Annotated in this window: 9 protein-coding genes; 6 read left to right on the top strand and 3 right to left on the bottom strand. The window is 39.4% G+C overall.

Translation table 11 applies throughout. From position 1 onward, the window contains the following. Positions 1–178 precede the first annotated feature (178 nt). Genes UABAM_RS21695 through UABAM_RS21685 form a run of 3 tightly spaced genes read right to left on the bottom strand, consistent with a single transcriptional unit; the run spans position 179 to position 4,563 of the window. A complete protein-coding gene (locus tag UABAM_RS21695) occupies positions 179–2,725 on the bottom strand; it encodes a hypothetical protein (protein WP_151970088.1) in 2,547 nt (848 codons plus the stop codon). A 23-nt stretch (positions 2,726–2,748) separates the two neighbouring features. Next, entirely contained in the window at positions 2,749–3,813 is a 1,065-nt protein-coding gene (locus UABAM_RS21690) for a mannose-1-phosphate guanylyltransferase (protein WP_151970087.1), read from the bottom strand. A gap of 12 nt (positions 3,814–3,825) precedes the next feature. Beyond that, positions 3,826–4,563: a sulfite exporter TauE/SafE family protein gene (locus tag UABAM_RS21685; protein ID WP_261344010.1), complete on the bottom strand. Its 738-nt coding sequence runs from the start codon at positions 4,561–4,563 to the stop codon at positions 3,826–3,828. 112 nt (positions 4,564–4,675) lie between these two features. Between UABAM_RS21685 and UABAM_RS21680 the strand changes: the two genes are divergently transcribed. From UABAM_RS21680 to UABAM_RS21655, 6 genes are read left to right on the top strand one after another with little or no spacing between them, the layout of a single operon-like run. Next, on the top strand, positions 4,676–8,953 hold the full coding sequence (locus tag UABAM_RS21680; protein WP_173013479.1) for a serine/threonine-protein kinase: 4,278 nt from the start codon (positions 4,676–4,678) through the stop codon (positions 8,951–8,953). 39 nt (positions 8,954–8,992) lie between these two features. Continuing rightward, positions 8,993–12,991 (top strand): serine/threonine-protein kinase, encoded by a 3,999-nt coding sequence (locus UABAM_RS21675; protein ID WP_151970084.1) that lies wholly within the window; start codon positions 8,993–8,995, stop codon positions 12,989–12,991. Then, the gene (locus tag UABAM_RS21670) at positions 12,988–16,944 is read left to right on the top strand and encodes a serine/threonine-protein kinase (RefSeq protein WP_151970083.1); all 3,957 of its coding nucleotides are present in this window, start codon (positions 12,988–12,990) and stop codon (positions 16,942–16,944) included. Before UABAM_RS21675 ends, UABAM_RS21670 begins: the two co-directional genes overlap by 4 nt. Positions 16,945–16,948: 4 nt before the next feature. Further along, positions 16,949–17,776: a bifunctional DNA-formamidopyrimidine glycosylase/DNA-(apurinic or apyrimidinic site) lyase gene (gene mutM, locus UABAM_RS21665; RefSeq protein ID WP_151970082.1), complete on the top strand. Its 828-nt coding sequence runs from the start codon at positions 16,949–16,951 to the stop codon at positions 17,774–17,776. A 16-nt stretch (positions 17,777–17,792) separates the two neighbouring features. Then, entirely contained in the window at positions 17,793–20,312 is a 2,520-nt protein-coding gene (locus tag UABAM_RS21660) for an ABC-2 family transporter permease (protein WP_151970081.1), read from the top strand. 9 nt (positions 20,313–20,321) lie between these two features. Further along, positions 20,322–23,429: a serine/threonine-protein kinase gene (locus UABAM_RS21655; RefSeq protein WP_151970080.1), complete on the top strand. Its 3,108-nt coding sequence runs from the start codon at positions 20,322–20,324 to the stop codon at positions 23,427–23,429. The last annotated feature ends 43 nt before the right edge of the window (positions 23,430–23,472 follow it).

The raw sequence follows: 23,472 nt of genomic DNA, 5'->3' as shown, positions 1-23,472 counted from the left end.
AATATAAAACAACAGCTCGTTGTTGCCCACGGTCATCCCTAACTTGATTAGGGATCCAGGCGTTTACAAGTCAACTTCACATTGTAAATTCCTACTTCGGCAGGGATAACACAATATTTTTATTGATGGCATTCCTAGATCTTTATTATTTCTAGTATGTAGGATTTTCCGTAACAGATCAAGCTAAACGTTTTTCTATTTCTTGCTTTAGTTTTTCTGACACATGCGCGCAACCTGCCACTTCCTGCAAAATGTTTTGTACGCGAAAAATACGGTCGCGAAGCCCTTCGAACAAAGAAAAAATCAATCGTTCACGTAGTTGCTCCGATTTGAGTTCATCGACGTCGAGTTTTTTTGCTGTTGCCATTTTGCCAATACAACGCATAATAACAGCCTTGTCTTCCGGCCCTTGAAAATCTTTGTCCTTGTTGAATTCTAATAACTTTTCTACCGTAATACGTGCTGATTTTACAACGTTATCCGCTAAAAAATCCTGGGCAAAAATTTCGACAAGTAATTCCGTAATGGAAAATACTTCTATCTTTTTAAATAGCGACTCTATAATTTTGTTTTTTGTGTCTTCGTCTGCATGAATAGCAATTTGCTGCAAAGCATAGGCTAAGTCTAGAGTATTTTTTGGTCCCCAAATCATCTTATACGACAACACGTCTTCCCACTTACGCAATAGACGCTCAGTAATTTTTTGTTGTAGAGACGTAGGAGTGTCTTCAGAAACAACCATTCTTTCGAGACCTTTAATTAAAAACGGTATTAAGTCGGTAAACGCAGATACTTTCATGTCGATTTCATAAAGAGTTTCATTCTCAGGTAACTCCTTACTTTGGGTAAAATCTCCGCTCACATCGCGGTCGAGAAGACTCATAAACAAATAACCGATATCAAATTTAAGTTCATGCTCTATTTGTGGACTAAGTCCAACCCAAGATAAGGCTTGAATTACCGCATATGGACGGTACGACTTACATATATTGTCGAGAAGATACTGTCCTATTTTTTTTGCATCTTCCGCCTTCGCAATAGTCGTTAATCGCCCCAAAACTTTGTATATCTCTTCTATATGTTCAGGTTTTTCTTCTATTTGAGAAAAGCAAAATGTTTGGATTCTATCCACTTCGTCATCAATGTTATCGGTTAAGTTAATAACCACGTCTCCCAATGCCGATCCCGCAAAAAGAGCCTGCTCAACGGAAATGGGGTTCTCTAGTACTTTAAGTGTCGCGGTAACTGCGATACCTTTCATACGTATTAAACAAGAACGTACCGCTTCATGATATTGATCTATCGTTCCCGTATCCAAGTTTACCAATAGCTCTTTTGCCATTTGTAAACGCAAACTTTCACTTACCTCTTCGTCGAAAAGCAATCGCATTTCCATAATTGAATTACACAAAGCCTTATGGGCTGTGGCAAATTGTTTGATAAAAATTTCGACAATCTTATCTTTCTTCGCAGAAATTACCCCACCAGAGATAATCTCTTGCATAATTTGCAACAGTTGTATTTTTTCCGTAACGCGTTTTGACTGTTCAAAACGTTCGGTGAGAACATCGAGAATTTTAACCCCAAATGACTTTATCGCATTATTTAGTCGAATGTAGATAGGATCAATTTCATCTCCAAAACCGACTTCCAAAACCATCAATTTTTTTGATTCATCGCAGTCGCGAACGTCAACAATTAGGGTCAGCAAGAAAGAACGTAGTCGTCGTTCACTAGACTTTTTTATTTCTTTCCACAGAAAATCCCCTACATAATTTTCATCTAGCTTTTTTAATGCATTGAAAATTAAATACATCTTCTCATACAGATGGTCAAAGTCACTAATTAAATTTTCCAACGCATTGAGCATAATACGCTCAATCATCGGTTTATTTGCCGGAAGATCGGGAATAATATTCGCGAGTATTTCCAAAATATTTAGAACATGTTGATGGTAGTTTTTGTCTTTGATTGTCGTTAGGAAAATTTGTAATATGGCCCCTTTTTCGAATTCTGAAGCTTCCAAAAACAAATTGCCCAAACTACTAATCGCGTGTTTTTGTTGTTTGTCGTCTCCTGTACACAGAGCAATAATCGCATTGCCCATTTGTTCATCAAACCCTGTTTTTTCCAGCGCACTTGCTGCCTCACTACGCACTATAACGTCTGGATCTCCTAGAGTATGTAGGAATAACAACGATTTGTCTTTCTCATCAACTTGTGACAAAGAAATTTTGCGGATCGCTTCGATCTTCTCTGATGACGAAACCGTTGTGGCAATAATCATCTTTAAACGCGCTATTTCTTCTTCGCCGAATAGGTGCTCAACACCTTTGATGTTCATCTTGGGTACTAGTGGCGATTTAGAAACATTGGACAACGCTGTTTCTTCTGGGGCACTTTGCTTCCAGCCTTGCTCGGCAATCACCTCATCTTCTAAGGCAATCACTTTTTCGCTGCCATTATCTAACAAAATGAGTTGAAAAAACTCCTGAGTATTGTATTGTTCTTGCAGTGCATTAAATTGCGCTTGGCTATCGAGAGATCCTATCAACGTGCGATCTTTGAACATCTCCTCGAAAGGTCCCCCAGCACGGCACAATTCCAAGACAGGTTCGGTGCAAAAAATATTTCTACTTCGCAAAATCCCTACCCAGGTAACAGTAAGGGGATTGAGCTCAAACTTTCGTTTTAAATCCTCTTGACTACCTTTAAAAATTTGCATGAAATCGCTTTCTAGATAAACGCTTACAGGTACTGATCTTGGCCTTGCTCTTTGAGAAGAGATACAAGTTTTTTGATTTTAGATGTTTGGTTTTTAGGAACGACAAGAATGGCGTCCTCTGTGGCGGCAACAACTAAATCCTCAACACCAATAGTTGCCACCAACTGTTTTCCACTATATATCACACAGTTTTTCGTGTCGATCCCTATGTGCTCCCCCACCACAGAATTTTCTCCAGGATGTAAACTCTCTAGAGCTTCCCACGATCCAACATCATTCCATGAAAAGGATGCTTGGAGCATAAAGACATCTTGCTCTTTTTCCATTATACCATAATCGATAGAGATAGATGGCAAACTACTAAATACTTTTTCCAAATTCTGCTGCCAATTGTCACCATTCCAACTCTCAGAAAGAGTCTCAATTCCTTGGTAGTGTTGGGGTAAAAAACGTGCAAACTTATCAACAATCGTGCTCACTTTCCACGCAAATATTCCGCTATTCCAAAAGTATTTTCCTTGTTGTAAGTACTCTTTAGCGACATCAATTGTTGGCTTTTCTACAAATTTTCTTACCGATGTTACTTTAGTGTCTTTCGCATCTACCTTTATGTAACCAAATTGCGGAGACGGATATGTAGGAGCAATGCCAAACGTAAATAAACTATCGTGCTCTACTAAATATTCATTTGCCAAAATCAATTCGTCATGAAATTTTTCTTGTGGTGTGATGACATGGTCTGCGGGCATCACGAACATATTTGCTTTAGGATTTTCCGCCTTCACAATACTTGCTGCTAGCATTACCGCTGCGGCAGTATCGCGACGTAGTGGTTCGACAATAACATTTTTTTGCGGAATTTCACGCGCTTCTCCTATCACGATATCTTTGTATAAATGATTGGTCAAAATCCAAATATTCTCGGGTTCGACCAACGGAAAAACGCGCTGTAGAGTATTGCGCAACATTGTTGTATCATCAACCAATTTTAAAAATTGTTTGGGGAAAATATTGCGACTTGCTGGCCAAAAGCGCGTTCCCCCTCCTCCAGCCATAATTACAATATGGGTATTATCCAACTTCTGCACACGAAAGCCCTTTTACGAAAGAATTAAACGTATAGAAAAAAGTATTCCCAACACCAAAATAAAGCATTTTACCCATACGTCTTTTAACTTTACATTAATGTAACTACCCAACCATCCACCAATAACTGCACCACACGATAGAAGTATAGCAGGAGTCCATTGAATTTTTCCATTTATCATAAAAATAACAACGGCAACAATTGTGTAACAAAATACGATTGTCACCTTGATTGCGTTGATACGAATTAAATCAAAATTGGTAAATGAAGTCAATGCTAGTATAATAATAAACCCTACTCCCGCCTGAATGAATCCGCCATATACTCCTACACAAAAAAAGACACTCATTAATAGCGGTTTATTCATTGTATCCACTTCGACATTCCGTTGTTTGAAAAACATAGTGGCCAGAGCAATCGGTATCACCGTCGAGAAAATTTTTTTAAAAATTTCATTGCCAATGTACACTCCCAGGTGTGCACCAAAAAATGCACCACATAAACTAGGGACAATCATTATTTTCGCTTCGTTGATCACAACAATTCCTTGTCGTGCAAAAGACAAAAGTGCACTGGTGTTTTGCATAAGAATTGCTACGCGGTTGGTGGCATTTGCCTCTGTGGGAGAAATTCCAAAAAAAATAAGCATTGGTATACTAAGAATAGATCCACCGCCGGCAAGGATGTTTACTACTGCCATTGCTATTCCTACTAAGAAAAGGAAAAGCGGTGATATGTAGTCTGAAAACATCATCTAAATCCTAAAGGTTTTTTTGTTGGAAGTAATTTTGAGTTTTTGCGATAATAAATATACGGTTTTTGTATATATCTTGATGGAAATAATTGATTTCGTGGAGTTTACAATGGCAAAAAAATCTGATGGACAATCTGTTGGCAAGGGTAAGACAACACAAGCAGCCAAACACCATAATAGAGACCATCAACCTCCACAAAATCAGCACCTTCATGATGACTTATTGGGTCTCAAAGATTTTGTGACATCTTCCCCTCCCAGTATACCAGGGTATCGAGTTACCAGTATTTGCGGGAAAGGTGGAATGGGAACAGTATACAAAGCCTGGGATGAAAAACTCAAGCGTAAAGTGGCGATTAAAGTTATTCCCAAAGCGACCATTCATGAAGAGAGTCGACAACGTTTCTTACGCGAAACACAATTAACTTCACAACTTGTGCATCCCAATATAGTGAGGCTGTACCAAACAGGGGAAACACACGATTACATATTTTTTGTGATGCAATACATCGAAGGATCTGATTTATTCAGCCATGTGGAAGAAAATAATCTTTCTTCACGACGTATTGCACAAATAGTCATTCGCATACTCGATGCTTTAGTCTATGCCCACGAGAACAATGTCGTACATCGCGATTTAAAGCCGGGAAACATTCTCGTTGACAAAACAGGCATACCGATCGTCATGGACTTTGGTTTAGCAAAAACAATCGGCGGTGATTATTCCCTAACCACAACTGGGCAGATCTTAGGAACTCCCTACTACATGTCTCCGGAACAGATTGAGTTTCCCAAACAAATCAACGTATCCAGTGATATTTTTAGTTTGGGAGTCATTCTTTATCAACTACTAACCAAAGAACTCCCTTTCGATGGCGCTCGCGAAATACAAGTATTTCATAGTATCATGAACGACGATCCTACACCATTGCGCAAGATAAACACACGTATTGCACAAAAGTTAGAACTCATATGTCTAAAAGCCATGCGCAAATCACCACAAAAGCGCTATACAGCCAAAAAAATGCGCGACGATTTACAGGCATTTTGCGATGGAAAGCACATCTCAGTATCACGACTTCAATTTGTCCTTGGTCGTAAGATAATATTTTGCGCTTTCATGTTATTGGTCGCTGTAATGGCAGCAATTTTTTTCGTTTTCTCCACATCTCCACAAAAAAACACCTTGAACATTGATCAATTGTCCTACGAGAGTTTACCTCTGTCACAAAAGATAAACTATATTGATAACTTGATTTCATATGGCGCATATGAAGAAGCCGGACAATATTTGAATGACATACTTAAAAAAACAGTATCTAACAACGCCAAACAAAACCTTTTGCAAAAAATGGTAATTATTTTGGTGAAAATGAAAAAATACGACTCCGCGTTAACAGAGTTTGCTAAACTCTCCAAAAACAAGACCGACGAGCTATTGTTGGCCATTTCCCGAGCGTATTTAGCGCAACAAGATTTAAGCCAAGCACAACGTTATATCAATCAAGTCACAAGCAAAACTCCTGAATACTTAGCGATCCGTGGACAACTTGCTTTTCGCAACAGCGAATACCTCAAAGCCATCACATTTTTTCAAAAACTGCGCGATAAATTTCCGCGATCATCACAAGTGGTCAATGCTCAGTTTTTTTACGCGAAGAGTTTATTCATTCTCGATAGTAAAAAACACTTTAAGACAATCATTTCGTTGTTAAAACCCCTGGAAAAGCGCTTTTCACAAACAGTGCTTATTTACGAATATTTAGGACGCACCTATTTACAAAACGCCCATACTTCGCAAAATCTTAGTAAAGCACAACATTACTTTGAAAAGAGTCTACGGTTGTCTCCCTACAATAGCGATTACTTTGTATATCTGGCGCGAACGCAGATAAAACTCAAGCAACTCGACAGTGCTTTTAAAAATATAACCACTGCGTTAGAAAAACAAGCAGACAACGAGAATGCACTCAAAGCGATGTTACAGTTAACCTTACAAGATGCTACCCGAGTGCCAGATAGCTTTAACTTTATGAAGTTTTATGTAGACAAAGGTTTTGATCTACAAATACGTTCTCCGAGTTTATTTGACAAAGAGATGGCGAATATACGCGACACATATGCCACAGCTTACAACGAGTGGCGATTTTACACCGGTCAAAAACCACAGATTAATCTCCACACGTATTTTGCGGTGTTGGCAAATCCTGATGCCGCCCAGGAAATATACCAAGCCAGTTTACTTGGCTTGCGCAACGCACGCTATCAAGAAAATTGGGAACAGACATTTGATACATTTTTACAAACGGTTTCTCCAAAACCACGCAGGCGTTTACTGCAAATCAAAAAACTAATCGTACGGCAAAAAAAACGCGAATATAATCAAGCTTTGAATCATGTAATGGCGCGTTTTTTTTTGCAATCTAATGCGAAAACCCTAAGAGAATTACGCGAGCACATTCCTCAAATACAAGAGATATTGTTAGATAATAAACAAGATAGTTTTATACGTTATTTGGCAGCGGACACATTGGGAAAACTGCATCAATTCGAGCAACTTGAATTCTATCGCATACAGCAAGTAGGAACGGTACATGATTTGAGTTGTATTGTTCTGCGCAATCACAAGTTCTTTATCTCCGAAGGAACCCTACTCGACATCATTGCAACAAACGATAACAACTTCGTGAAATGCATGGCCATTTACGCTTTATACAGTAATTCGTCACCTGGTATACAGGTAAAACAACAACTGCGCTCTTTACTAGGCAGCAACAATTTAAAAATAAAACTTTATGCCGCCGCAAGTTTATGGCAAGAGCCGGAAGCAATCGCTATCCTGAAGGAAACGATCGCGAATAAAAAAATATCGCAACAAAAGTTTGCCCATTACTACTTGTGGAAAAATATTTCACCTTCTTTCTTGGAGAGAAACCGTACACTTTTTGAAAAAACAGCGGCAAAAAACGATGTGTTTATACAAGCAATTCTCCTACATTATTTAGAAAAAAATAACCATGATGGCCTTGTACCATGGACATGGAAATGCTTTCAGCGCTACTCACAGACGATATTAGTATGCAAAGCTTTTTCCATTGCTGTCACGAAAGAACCACAAGCAAAAATGATTTTTCAATTTTTTACACAACAGCCGCTACATCCTCAACAGAATAAAAGTTCGATTGTCAAAGTGTACATGTACATGGAACTACTAAAAAGTTTGACCAACCATCATGTCACTTACGCTGCGAAAAACGACTTAATCGCTATGGCGCGTATCCGCAACTTAATCAGGATGGTCGTAGCGACAGTACCGTTTATTACCAAAGAAAAAAACAATTATTTCAAATTCATGGCCTACTACTTGACAGCAATCTTCGATTGTCGCGCACTGCGCAATTTGCCACATGAAAGTAACAATGACATTAAGGCACATATTTTTTATGGTTTGAGTCTGGAAACGATTGGACAAAGAATTCCACCAGATATTCCAAAGCCGTTGCAAAAGTCCGTCAAAGCCATTTGGCAATCGATCTTACGTAAGCATGGTTATTATGACCGCAAAAAAGTCAATGGAATTATTGATTTGTACACGCAAAGTTCTCACGATCATCTGCGCAAAAATGCCTATATTGCCCAGGTAATTTTTTGCTATAAACAACGACAAAAATTGTACGAAAATGCTCTCGCATCCCAGAACACTTTTATTCGCCAAGCTACAGCAAAGGGATTTCACTCGCTTCTCGAAATCAAAGTGCATAACAACATCCCACTGGGAAAAAGAGGTTCGCGTAAGAGTTTAGAATACCACTATTGGAACCACTTAGAAATATTGCGAGAACTTATGGATACATCGCAAAAACACAATAACTATATTGATTTTATGGACAAAGCCATTGAGCTAGATCCCTCTCGCAGCGAATACTACTTCGAACGCGGCTATTTATTCTTTTTAACGAATAAGAAAAATCGCGCAATAGAAGATTGGCGTCAAGCCGTAAAAAAATCTCCTGAAAACGCTGTGTATCGTTATTTTTTAGCGCAATCGTTATTTCGAAACAAAGACCTTACTGCGGCAAAAAAACTACTTTGGGATATCAAACCACAAAGTGAAAAAACCATATCGAAGACCGCGGTTCTCAGTTTTCAACTTCGGCAAAACAAGTTAGCGCAAAAAATGTTGAAGCAGATGCGTGATAGTTACCAATTATCCATAGAACAAAGTATTCTTTTGTTGCGAACATATTTACGGCAAAACAATAAGTCATATGCAAAAATTTATCTACAACATCTACGTCGTAGTTACCCTAATCACAATCTACTTCGAGATGCTCATCTAAACCAGTATGCAGAATTTCGCAAAACTTTAGGCAAAGAACAAAGATAACCACAAGGGATAAAATAAGAAACCACGGGATAAGGGATTATGAGTACACCAAATATTGAAAATCAAAATTCAGAAATGCCAAGTTCTTTCTTTGACGATGTCAAAGAACAACACAACCAGGAACCGGCGACTGTCCTAGGAAAGTACCAAATTATTCGTGAGTTAGGACAAGGCGGCATGGGAAAGGTATATCTTTGCTACGACAATATTTTAAACAGACACGTAGCGATAAAGGTTATTCTTTCGCAATACAAAGAACGTGCCAAAAAACGCTTTTTAATCGAAGCGCAAGCCATCGCAAATTTAAGCCATCCTAACATTATCAAAATTTATGAGCTAGGTTTCACTAGTAGCGGAAACCCATACATGGTCATGGAGTATGTCGCAGGGTGCTCTTTAAAAGAGTTCATGGCCAACAACAAACTTTCCGTACGCGAAAAAGTCGCTCTTATTATGCCAATTGCCGATGCCCTTGCACACGCGCATCGTAAGGGGATCATTCATCGCGATGTCAAACCATCGAATATCTTAATAGACACCGATAATAACCACGGATATCTCATGGATTTTGGTTTGGCGAAAATGGCAAATGTCAACCAAGAGCTAACCAAAACAGGCTCTGTACTTGGTAGTCCCAGATATATGTCGCCAGAACAAGCGCGTGGCAGGTCCCGTGAAATAGATACACAAACGGATATCTATTCGTTGGGTATCACATTTTTCGAAATTATTAGCGGTAGTTGTCCTGTTCAGGGAGGCTCGTCAATGGAAGTCGTTGTGAACGTAATTCACAAGAACATTCCGCCACTGCGTAAAGTATTCCCTCAGGCACCACGCGACTTAGAAACCATATGTTTAAAAGCTTTACAAAAACACAAAAGTAAACGCTATAGCCATATGGCGACGTTCAAAAACGATTTACAATTATTTTACGAAAACAAACCCATTAATGCCCGGAGATGGCATTTATATTCGTGGGGGATATGGCTTGTTACCTTGCTCATTGTTTTGGTTACCGCAATTACATATTACTCCTTTAGTACATCGCAAATGGTTCCAGAGGGCGCTATTAACGAGAGTGCTACGCAAATTGAGCATTACTTACAACAACAAATGTATTCTGAGGCGAATGACTTACTTGAAACCGTACGAACAGAAATATCGCAAGATGCCTATAGTTTTTACCTAGCGCGAATCTCCAGTGGGATGGGGCAACAACAAAAATTCAATTTTATTTACAAACGCTTACCAAAAGAAGAAAAAGATAATATTAAAATCATTTTGGCAAAAGTTCATGTTTCGATCTTAGGCAAAGAATCGACAGAAGTATGGGAAGAAGCACGGCGCATATTGCGTGGTATTGATCCGCAAAAACTCGCAAGAAGAGATCGTGCATTGAGACTATTCTATCTTCTACAGATGGAACAAAACAAAGACAAAATTCTCGCGTATTGCCTTGAATTAGAAGAACTAGAAAATGTTCTCTTGAATCATGAAAAGTTACAAGTCTACAATTCATTGGTAAAACAGTTTATGCGTATTGCATTAAAACAAAACGGAAAACAAAAAATAGACACCCATGGCAAAATCATCAAATACGCAAAACAAAGTATCGCCATTGAGGAAAATATAAACGTGTATTTATCCATGGCAAAAGCGTACTACGAAAAAGCAAACTACCAAGAAAAATCCGATAAACAAGGTGCAAGACGTAATTATCAAAATTTAACGGACACTTTACGTCATATTTCGCGATTAGATCGACTAAACCAAGAAATGTTTTCCTATTACACCAAGTTAGCAACTGGAGATTTTGTACGTTATAAGTCTCTGCTCTTCGAGGTGATTGCCGCTTTTAGCATGTATAATTTTCAATTACCTGATCCCAAAAAACAGTTTATTCCCCACACGACATCCACTTGGCCCGTTAAACCCAAATCAACATCGGATACTAAAGTTATTCGTAGTTTAATTTCTAAATCTCACATGGCACAAGCCAAGCAAGGTCTATTCGTCGAACGATATCATCCCAAAATGGCAGAAATACTAACGAAAAGTAGTGGCAAAAAAGCCAAAGCAATTTTGACTTCGATAGAACGACTAAAGGCTATTGATAGAGAACAATGGATAAGTGGTCTTATTCGCGAGCTCAACAAGGAAACCCATAGTACAAAAATAACTGAATTAAAAACCTATCTCGAAATCAACGATCAACAATTGGTAAAACTACTGATGAAAATTTTCAAAAACCCCGACACACCGACAATACGTCGTTATATGGTCGCAAAAGCTCTCATTGGTTTATTGCAATTTCCCACCATTGTGCAATATGTAAAAAACAGTTCGGATCAAGAAATGGGACTAATTTCCGCAGTAGTTCTTCGTGATATGGGTTTCGATATTCCGCAAAAAACTTTTAAAAAATGTGAAAAGACTTGCTTCACCGTAGGTAATGAATTTTTACAATACTTACTCACTCAGCTATACACACAACAAAAAAAATGCCCGCCGCGGTTTATCACAGATATCATTGAAAAAGGGCATCCTATAAATAAAATATATATAGCGTCTTTTTGTGTAAAACATAGGCAAAGAAATCGCTCATTGTATAAATGGAGTTATGAGTTTTTGCAAAAAACAACGCAGACGAATAACCCTAACGAATTGCGCTGTTTGGCATACTATTTTTTTGTCACACAAAATAAATTGTCGCAGAAAATGTGGAAAGATTTACAAAATACTCTGTCAGACAAAAGTGAAGACATCAATATAAAACTAAGTATACTCAAAGCAATTGCCCATATCGTCGAGGGAGAGCATTTTTCCAAAAATTTTATATTGCAAGACCAAACGTTCTGGGCAAATTTTGTGGCGCAAAACAACAACCAATTGTTACACACGATTGCCTTGCGGTTGTTCAACGATAAGAACTTAAAAGACTACGCCAAAAATACCGACTATAACTATTGGCTCCGAGGCTACGCCTACTTCATCTACTTACATCGTTTCAACACTAGTGTGAAGCTAGGTGGTATTGGAAATGCGTTTGATACACTTCAAAAGTTCATGCAACAACGGCAGTATGTAAAGCAAGTGTTTATCGAAAATAAACCAGATATTTTGCTACGTGGCTACGCATACATGCTACTTGGATTTATGGGAGAAGAGCCCTTGAGGTACATTCAAACAGAAACAGATCCTCTTGCAAAAAGTTATATTTTACTGTCGTGCACGGTTCCTGCTCCCTCTTTCGTGCCAATGCAAAGGTTTTCCCCCAAAAAACGTCTAGCCTTAATGAAGAAATACATGCTTTCAGAAAACAAAATCATCAATAGTAGTTCTTCGTATGCATACGGACACATCAGTAATCGTTTAACGGCTCCTCACCGAAAAGTAAATAACACTAGTTTTGCTGCGGGAATTTTTGCCCACATTGAACGCGGAAAAAAAGAGCAAGCCCTGTTATGGCAATATGGTAATCCAGACTATGACAAAAACATGTTTCGTTACTATGCAATACAAAGATTTTATTCACGTGCGGAAACCAAGGCAAACGAATACATAAAACGTTTGCAGAAATTAATAGAAATGGACAATACCAATGCGAAATATAACTTTTACATAGGAATGGCATACAAACAACAGAAAAAATGGAAACGCGCACAGCATTTCTTTCGCAAAGCATTGTCGAAAAAGAAAGATATATTCATCATGCTCGAACTGTTGTCATGTCTATATTATCGTCAACAAAAATTTTCAAGTTCTGAAGTTAACAAAGACGTCAATTCATTATTGGAAACTATTTTACACACACTTAAAAAAGAGCCGGTAACCGGCGCCGCTTTGTTACCCATAATCACAATGCAAAATCCCAAAGTGGAAAAAATTTTGCAACAGAACTTGGCATCACTATTGTTAAAACAAAACGCAAGTAGAAAAAGACTTCTCATTATTGCCCTAGAAGTGCTACAAGACTTTTATCAAAGAAACAACAAAAAATTTAAGCACTTCGATACTTATATTGGGTGGTTAAAATGAAAGAGTTTGTAGAAGAGCTAGGCTTAGAGAAACCTTTTAACATCGGCGAACGCATTCGATCTTACCAAATAGAACGTGAAATCGGCGAAGGTGGAATGGGGATCGTATACCTAGCCACAGACTTAAAAATTGGACGTAAAGTAGCGATCAAAGTAATTATTGATCGCGAAAATGCCATCAACATGAAAAGATTTATGCGCGAAGCAGAAGCTGTTGCGGCACTTGATCATCCCAACATCATCAAAATGTACGCTTTCTTCAAATTCAAGGAAGCGCCATGCATGGTAATGGAGTTCGTCAACGGCAAAACGCTCGAAGACTGTTTGGCAGAGCAAATACTCTCCCTAAAAGACAAAGTATATATTGCAATAAAAGCACTGCATGCTCTTAGTTACGCCCACAAACAAGGTATCGTTCATCGCGATATCAAACCTTCCAATATTATGGTAAACGAGAATCGAGAACCACTTGTTATGGACTTTGGTTTGGCCAAAAGTACTCGCATCCAAGATAAGTCACTCACAAAAACAGGTACCGTGATGGGAAGTTGCGGCTACATGGCACCCGAGCAAGCGTGTGGTTTAATTCGTCAGATTAATCATACAAGTGATGTATACGGTATCGGCGCTGTGTTATATAAATTGGTCACCGATCATGAACATATTGTTGCCGAACACATGATCGAGTATATGTATAATCTCATGCACCAACAAATCATTCCTCCACGACAACACAACAAAGAAGTTTCTCGTCCTTTAGAGACCATTATTTTAAAAGCTCTTGAACGCAAACAACACTATCGCTATCAAAGTGCCATTGATTTTGCCAATGACCTAAATAATTACCTGGAAGATAAACCTATTAGCGCCCAGAGGTGGCGCATGTCACTACGCAGAAATAGCAAATGGATCATGGCCGCCATTACATTGTCACTATGCGCGGCATTTATGGCATCATATTTCTTTCTCTCGTCAAAAAATGACCACAAAATCAATGAATGGATTAAACGCGGTTTTTTTGAAAATGCTGCGCAACGTTTGCAGGATCTGCGCCAACAAAATAAGATAAGCAAAGAAGAATACTTAGAAAGTATGTTGGTAGTTCACAGTAAACTAAAAAATGTCGCGGGCTTTGACGAAATTCGCCAACAGATATCGAAAAATTCGCCCAAAGTAACACTTGCGGAAGGTGAGATTCTCTTACACATGAAACAACAGCAAAAAGCGCAGAAAAAGTTTGACCAGTTGTTGGCAGGAAAACCGTGCTTTGAGCAAATGTACGCCGCGTATTTCACCGGAAAAAGCTACTTCGCCCAAAAAGATTACCAGACAGGTGTTATATATCTTAAAAAGGTAATTGAATTATATGAAAAATATACTGTCTTTACGGAAATTACCCACACGTATTTTTATCTTGGCAAATATTACTTCGAAAAGAAAGATTATACACTTGCGCAAGAATACTTACAAAAGGCGCAGTTGTCTGAAAACCCTAACTGGCATGAAATGCTTGGAAAGTGCTATATGCATAAAAAAAGCTATGCGAAAGCACAACAACATTTTGAAAAATGTATTTCACTAGAAAACAATAAATGCAATTACCACGTATGGCTGGGAAAGTCGTTATTGTCTCAGGATAAAATTACCGAAGCGAACAAAAATTTCGAAAAGGCATTGGATATTGACCCACGCGACGTCGAAGCATTGCAGTGGTTTACTCGCGTGGCCTTGAGTAACATAGATCTAATGGAGTACCGCTATTTTTATTTTATATACCTTAGAAAATTTTATCCGCCAAAAAGTTTGACATATGAACTGTGCGATGCCCTCGCCAAAAAACATAGCAACACTTACTGGAAATACACAAAGGCATTCAATGCAAAAGCGCAAAATTCCGATATTACTGGATTTGTAAAGCGTCTAGACCACAAAGATGCCAAAATTTCTTTTGCAGCTCATGAAGCATTACAATTGTTTCGGTACAATACGTTTTTATATGACGCACTAAAGAATAAACCACGCATTGCTCGCTCCTTTCGCGATATGTGTCAACAAGAGACGCGCGAAGCACTTATGTATATGATGGCCAAATCCGCCATGAAACCAAACTCTGATATTTTAAAAAGTCTCTCCGTAAAGCAATTACGAAGTGTTATCGAAAACGAAAAAGACCACTTTCTTCAGTACCTAGCTATCCATTGCCTTATCTTAAAACATCGGTTTCTCTTAGTAGAGAAAATACGCTGTACCACAACAGACAAAAATTTACAACTTATTTGTGCGCATGTTCTGGCGAAATATCGCCTATACACAGATAATTCCTCTTCTCAAATTCCCGACTATACCAACACACCTTTTATGAACTATGTCACAACCGGTGTGCATCCCTTCTATAACAATATAGGCCTCTGCGAAAAATTTTTCAAAAACACTGATCTTGCAAACATTGATGCCAAGACAAAACTTGCAGCACTAACAACATACTCCAACCAAATGAAACTGCACAAAAAGCCTTTTCATAACAAGATAAAACTCATTCAACAAGTATCAAGTAAGTTCACACCGTTTTTTGAAAATCCATCGACAACCATTGCCAGCAATGCCCATTCCGTGTACTGGCATATATCTAGAGGCAAAAGCCTCAATGCATGGCTAAAAGACAATTTCTTAAAAAATTTACATGCAGATGTCATTAATGTGGTTTTACAGGCAGCACGTCACAGAGCGCAACCTACAGATAAAAGTATCCTTGATCACATTATCAAGCACTATCCACCATTTATTCAGAGACTTGCTCTACGCAGAATTGCAGAAAAACAGATTCATCTAATGGAGCAATATCTTCGCGACAAGTCACTAGATCCAGCAACCAGAGCCTCGAGTATATACATGTTTTTGCGCAATCGCGCAATAAAAGCAAAACAATTTTTAAAACCCGATATTGAATTCATTCTAAAAAGTCCGGAACCTTTTCTGCGTAGTTACGCCTATTCAATTGCGGCGGCGTATGGCGACGAAATACTCGATTATCTCGACAAGGAACACGATGTTAACATCAAGATTGCTCTCATGCGCAGTTCAACCTTGCCTCTTTTACCTCTTGTCTCGATAAATAAGCGTAAACAGTATCGTGAACGTCAAAAAATAGTTCAGCGTTATTTTCGACATAAAAACCCGAAAGTGCGCCGCGAAAGTTATCGCTCATTTACTTACTATGCAAATAGCGAAAAACAAATAGATGAGATATACACACAGTATAAAAATGACCGTGATCCTGCGGTACGCTCTGGTGTGGCCGCGGCAATACGTCACAAAATGCGTGACATTATTGAGAGAGGAAATTTGCGGACCAATATGAAATACTTTGCACAACACTCGAATTTTAAAAATCGTTTGCAAGTCCATCGCAATTTCAAATCGAGTCTCAAGCCACGACAAATACGCAATAAATACAAAAAAATGCTACAACAAATCAAATCTCTGAAGACTCTTGTTGCCGAAGATTACGTTCGTTGGGGGCTAATAGCCAAACAGGAAGAGCAGTGGCAAACGGCGATCGAAAAACTGAATGCCGCGATTGCAACGCGTTCTTTTAAAGATAGGTTCAACGAACTCATTTGCCTTGTTGAATTAAGCGAATGTTATATGAAAATACAACAAAAGATACCAAATAAATTGATCAACAGCATACTGCGCATATTGAAAAAAGATAGTTTTCCGGAAGAGATATTTGTCAATTTTGTTCAGGAAAAAAATACTCCTGCGGTGGAGAAAATTTTATTACAATATTATCTCAGCCAGTGCAAGAGTGTACTAGGTTTCGACCATAACACCAGACGTCGTGCGGCGTGCTTGTATCTGATACAATATTATCAACAATATCGCCGTCAACGTCCGTATCGTCAAAAAAGAAAAATGTTTGCTGCTATATTGGAAAATACACCTTGGGAGTAGAACTATGCCAGAGTTACCAGAAGTAGAAACCGTCGCGCGAAGTTTGCAACAAATGTTTGCAGGTCGCACCATCACCAAAGTGCAGTGTCTACGCAAAAACTTGCGTTACGACCTGCAACCGAGAAAACTCAATAACATTTGTAAAGGCCAAAGCATTACAAATATCCTGCGTCGTGGAAAATATATGATTTGGCAAATAAAAGACAAAGCTATTATAGTGCATTTAGGAATGTCAGGGCGTTTTTGTAAACTGGACAAAAAAGCCGCGTACGACAAACACGATCACGTCATTTTTGAGCTAGACGACAAACAGCAAATACGTTATCGCGATCCACGGCGTTTCGGTCTCATTATTGCCATAGATGACGGAAAATGGCAGCAACATTCTCTCATGGTCCATTTAGGCGTAGAGCCACTAGAGGTACACAATCCCCAGATGTTTGTCACCAAAGCGCAAAAGCGCAGCTTACCAATAAAACAATTCATTATGGATCAAAAAATCATCGTTGGCGTCGGGAACATTTATGCAAATGAAGCGTTGTTTGCAAGTGCCATACATCCATGCACTCCGGCAAATGCTCTCAATCATCAAGAATGGCGCACATTGCTAAAAGAAATCCGCCGTGTACTGCGCAGTGCCATTGTTCGCGGAGGTACAACATTACAAGACAAAGGTTTTTCTGATGTCGAAGGCAACCACGGCGAATTTGCCATAGACCTGAATGTCTATGCACGCAAAGACGAACCCTGTTACTTTTGTGAAGAAACAATAAAAAGCTGTGTCATTGGTGGCCGTTCTACGTTTTTTTGTGTCAACTGTCAAGTGCTTTAGTCAAGGGGAAGGTAAAATGCGAAAAGTAATCTTCGTTGTTATTTCACTAGCGATCGGCGTTTTTATCGGTAACCATTTGAATCATTTTTTGGCCATCAAAATAAAAGACAAAAAACTTCCCCAACCTTTAAAAAATATAAACGAAACAACACCAAGAACTTTAAAGTTACGCATGGTGGACATGGGCGGGGTTGGGATTGTCACCAATCCGAAAGATTGGGGAAACAGCTACTCACATAACACACGGCGCTTTGAAAATGTATTTCTCACTGAAGAACCTTTTGTAAGTCGCGAAGCATTCGAAAAAGTATTTGTGGACTACTGTAAATACATCGACCACACCGCCGCTCTTGGTTTCAACGCCATTGAAATCCCTGGTTTTCTCAAGCTCGTTGATTTTAAACTACTCGGAAGCGGTCGCGAAGTATACGCACCAGATAGCGTATATATAAAACGCCACGAAGTTCTGCGCCATTTTTATCGACGTTTTTTTGACTACGCGCAACAAAAAAATATGCAGGTGTTTCTAAAAACCGATATGGTGGCCCTCAATGGTGCACTCAAAAAGTATTTCCATAAAAATATAGGTAGCCTTGACGTTGAAAACAAAAAGTTTTGGACAGTATACCAAAAAGGTCTTCAAGAGTTATTTACCCATTTTCCACAGGTTCGCGGAATGATCATACGTGTGGGAGAAGCCGGGGCGGTTTACAATCGTCCCGGATATGATTATGGTAGTGAATTACTGGTGCGCAGTATCACCTCCGTACAAAAAATGCTTAGAGCTTTTTTGGAGGTGGCAGAACAAAACAAACGCTTTATCATGTTCCGCACTTGGTCGGTAGGAGTAGGCGAAGTCGGACATATGCATACCAATCCCCACGACTACAAAAAAGTCCTTGGTGAACTCGACTCGGAAAACCTCATTATTTCAACAAAATTATGTCAGGGAGATTTTTGGAACCATCTGCCTTTAAATCCTACGTTGTTTCGCGGAAAACATAAACGTGTAGTGGAATTACAAGCACGTCGCGAGTTCGAAGCATTTAATGTCATTCCCAATTACCTGGGACCATTACACCATACCGCACTCAATAGTTTTTTACAGCACAACGAAAACATTCACGGCATCTGGTTATGGACACAATCCGGTGGGCCATTACGCCGCGGACCGATGATGACATATCCCTTTCACGGCCTATGGTTATGGACAGATGCCAATGTATACTCTTCGGCAATGATTGCGCAAAACCCCCATGAACCAGTAGAGAAATGGACGCGCAGTTGGGTCGCACAAAATTTTGGAGAAGACGAGAAGGTCATCACCACGATGTGTGAACTGCTACAGGACTCTCACCAAATAACAGCTCAGGGATTAACGATACCGACTTTTGCGCGAAAATACATCGTGGGATTAGGACTAGAGGTTCCCCCAGTAATTTACTGCTATTGGGACATTGTTGACTCATCAACATCCATCGCCAGCCATCTATATTTTGTCAGCCGCAATAACATAGACGAAACAATCAGTGAAATATTCGCATTGCTACACAAAATCAAAGAGAAGCGCAAAGCATTTTCCATCATCAAGCCCAAAATAACAAAAGGTAGGCACTGGTTACCTGCCATAGAAAGATCTCTAGCGTACCAAGAAAACTTGTTCGAAACGTTGGCATATCACAAAAAGTTTCTACTAAAGTTTTACCAGTGGGTAGATAACGGAGGAACAAAAGACAATTGGCGCAAAGCCATCGAAAGTTATCACCGTGCGCGCAAAACACACTATGAAAAATACAAAGGTAACTTAGATTTTCCCGCATATAATTTTACCCTCGCCGACTTTGGTAGTCATCAAGCCTTAAAAAGCCTATGGGTGATTTGGCTGGCACGCATTTTGGTGATCGCCATCCTCACGATTTTAGTACTCTACTACAAAGGCAAAGATTTTCTGGCAAGTACAGCAGTAATCGCCACACTACTATTATGGCTATTTACCTCTTTTACCGCTCCAACATTCTCATGCATAAATACCATCGCTTTCATTATTTACTTTGTTGGTTTAAAAAAATGGATTGTGCCCCGCACACATTTTAGCAAAACAATGCTGCCTCTTATCATCTTCTCGATGTTTATATGTGTTATTCTTTCGCTTCGCGGGCCTTTTTATTTTTGGTTAAACTTTTGGACAAACGATTCTTTCCGTTTATTGCTCTGTGGTGTTTCTAGCTTGTGTATTTTGGGACATATTTGCATTGTGCTCACAAATAATTTTCATCAATCATGCCCAAAATTACTCATGGTATTGGGAGTATTACTGGTGTTTTACGGAAGTGTCTTTACCATTGGTGGCTTCGAAAATATGTTGGCGTGTTTTAATGATGAACTGCTTGCCATTCCAGGTATGACATCGCGTATATTGGGCATCACCACACATCTGAATATACCCACGGTACTTCCTTATTATGTACTGTACATGGGCGCTACTCTATGTGCTTTAGGAATCATTCCCTGTCTACGAAAAGGTTCAATAAAATAGGAGTTACTCATGGACCCAACACCACCGCCACGGCCTTCTACAGCAAAAAAGTATGACGATACGATACAAAGTATTCCTGGTATTCCGCAGCAAGACAAGACCATAAGTCGTGGGCAAACATTCGGACGCTATGTTATCGAAAAAGAGTTGGGACGCGGTGGTATGGGGATTGTCTACAAAGCTCATGATCCGACTCTTCAGAAAAACATTGCCTTAAAAGTCATTATGCACGGCGACGAGAAATATATTGCGCGTTTTATTGTCGAATCTACAGCTACCGCCAAATTGAATCATCGCAATATCGTGCGCTTTTATGAATTCGGAGAACACCCACAACCTTTTTTCACGATGGAATACATCGAAGGGTGCACGTTAAGTACGCTCATTAAAGAGAAACAAATTTCGCCGGCATTACTTATCGATATTCTCATTGAGATATGTGATGCTTTGGCCCATGCTCATCACGAGCAAATACTGCACCGCGACATAAAACCGTCTAATATTATGATTGATCATGATCAAAAACCAAAAATTATGGATTTTGGTCTCGCCAAAGTTTTTGACCGCACTCAGCTAGATCTTTCCAAAACCGGCGATGTTCTGGGCACGGTTTTTTACATGGCCCCCGAACAACTCAATGGACGCGCGGTATTACAAAGTGACATTTACTCCATTGGGGCTACGATGTACGAAGCATTGACATACCGCACCGTACACCAGGGTGACTCTTTTGCCAACCTATGCTTACAGATTCTGACAAAAGATCCCATTCCCCCACGACAGCTCAATCCAGATATTTGTCCTTACTTCGAAGCCATTTGTCTAAAGTGCTTGCAAAGAAAACCAGAAAAAAGATACCATAACTTTGCGCAGCTGAAGCAGGAGTTAGTCAACCTCAAAAACAACCGTCCTATCATCGCGCGAAAGTACAACTACATCGACAAAGTGAAGAATACTGTTCGTCACAATTGGCAACTATTTACCGTCATTTTTCTTATCATTTTCTTACTCAGTGCTTTTGATATTTACATATGGATCAAAGACCGGGAACTGAGCGCCGCATATACACAACTAGAACAACAAAAAAACCATGCCAACAAAACTTTGGCGAAAATTTCGCTGCAAAAATCCGCGGATCACTATAAATTACAAAAATACCGCGATAGTGGTGTTTTTGCCGCTGCCGCCCTGGATTTTTCCCAAAAGTCAGGAACAAACGTCCATAACATACGCACACAAGGTAAGCTCTACCTGCAAGAATCGCTACGTAAAATATCGCTACATAAATATCAGATAAACACTCGCTTAAATCGTTTAAATGTTGCGATGAGCAACGACTTACAAACCATCGCTTTCTCAAGCAAGCAGCAAGTCATTGTTGCCAATGAAGGCAAATGTATCTTTCGCGAAACATACCGCGACACAGACCTCATATCGCTGAGTCTCAATAAAAGCGGAGAAGTACTTGCCTGTTCTTTCACCAACAACACAGTCAAAATATACAATGTCCTCAAAAAAACGTCACAAACACTAAACGTCATGAACTGCACCGTAAAAATAAACGCGCCATATATTGTCTTTGCCTACCAAGGTCTTCTAGAAATCCGCAACCTCGATAAACCGCAAATGATTCATACAACCATAAAAACATCACAAGAGTATCCACATCCGATGTTGAGTTTCCATGCGCAAAAGATTATCTGCGAAAATGCGATGTATGATGTAAACACCACCAAACCTCTGGCCAAATTTTCCCAACACCAGCACGCCATTTTCGCAGGAGAAAATATCATTGCTGCAACACAAAACGCCATTGCCGTTTTTGGAAACGACGCGAAAAAAAAGAAGCAATTGAACGGACACACAGCAACGATATACACCCTGGCATTTTCGCCTCGGCAACAAATCATCGCATCTGGTTCCAAGGATAAAAGCGTAAAGTTGTGGCAAAATAATCGACAAATATACTCGCTCGATCATTTTGACAGTGAAGTAATCCAGGTAAATTTTAGTGATGAGGGACACAAACTCGCGGTAGTGACGAGAAAAGGTAGTATACAATACTATGATTTAACACTATTGCTATCGATTTCCGCACAAACAATAAACGCTCATCAAACTCCGATTCGTCATTTGGCCTTCTCTGCTGATGACACAATGATCGTTTCTGCCGCAAATAAAAATGCAAAACTATGGAAAAATTCTAAACGATATCGTACCCTATCGTTTTCAAATCGCATTACGGCCATCACCTTCAGCCATGATAGTAAATATCTGGCCATAAGCCACAGTGCCACACAACCGCAAGTAACACTGCACAACATTCAAACGCAACAACAAAAAACGTTCTCCCAGAAAACGTACGACATCGTATCGCTAGCATTTAGCCCCGACGACACCAAATTAGCAACGGTAGCCACCAATGGCGACATCAATATATACAGAGCCCTGACAATGAAAAAACTAACCACGCTATTTCATGCCAACGGTTCTGCACAAGTCACATTTAGCTCTGATGGTTCCCTTATTGCCGCCATGACCAATATTCATTCATTTAAAACAAAAGATACCATCAAAATATGGCACATAAAAAGCGGTAAACTACGGTATCAATTTCCGCACAAATACACACAAAAAATCGCCTTCCACCCCACAAAACCAATATTGGCATCCATAGGTAATGGTCACATGTATTTATGGAATTTACCACAGAGAAACAAAGTAGCACAATTTCCCCACTGCGAAAACCAAATGGAGTTTTCACACCAAGGAACCACTTTTCTTACCCAAAAAGATAAATACACCGTCACCTACCGCGAAACAAAAACCGGAATTCCGTTACGCTCTTTCATAAATAATAGCCAAATCACCCAAAGTGCTTTGAGCAACAATAACGATCTCATCGCCACCGGAGACACCACAGGGAAAATCAAGATATGGAATTTGAAAATAGCCACTACATTTTTCGTGGCAAAGCATCCACACTATACATTTATAAAAACCTCTCCTGAGGAGCTTTTACAAAAAGACTTCAACAAAACCCCTAGACAAACCGCACAAAAAATATTCGCCAAAAAGTTAACCGACTCCCTATCCACACAACCCCTAACAAAGTAACACTCCGTCATCGCACACCAATGTCATCTTTTCTACACACCTC

The sequence above is a fragment of the Candidatus Uabimicrobium amorphum genome, assembly GCF_009002475.1.
GTDB classification, from domain to species: domain Bacteria; phylum Planctomycetota; class Uabimicrobiia; order Uabimicrobiales; family Uabimicrobiaceae; genus Uabimicrobium; species Uabimicrobium amorphum.
Note: the sequence above shows the minus strand (reverse complement) of the source record. Positions and strands in the feature narration are given on the sequence as shown.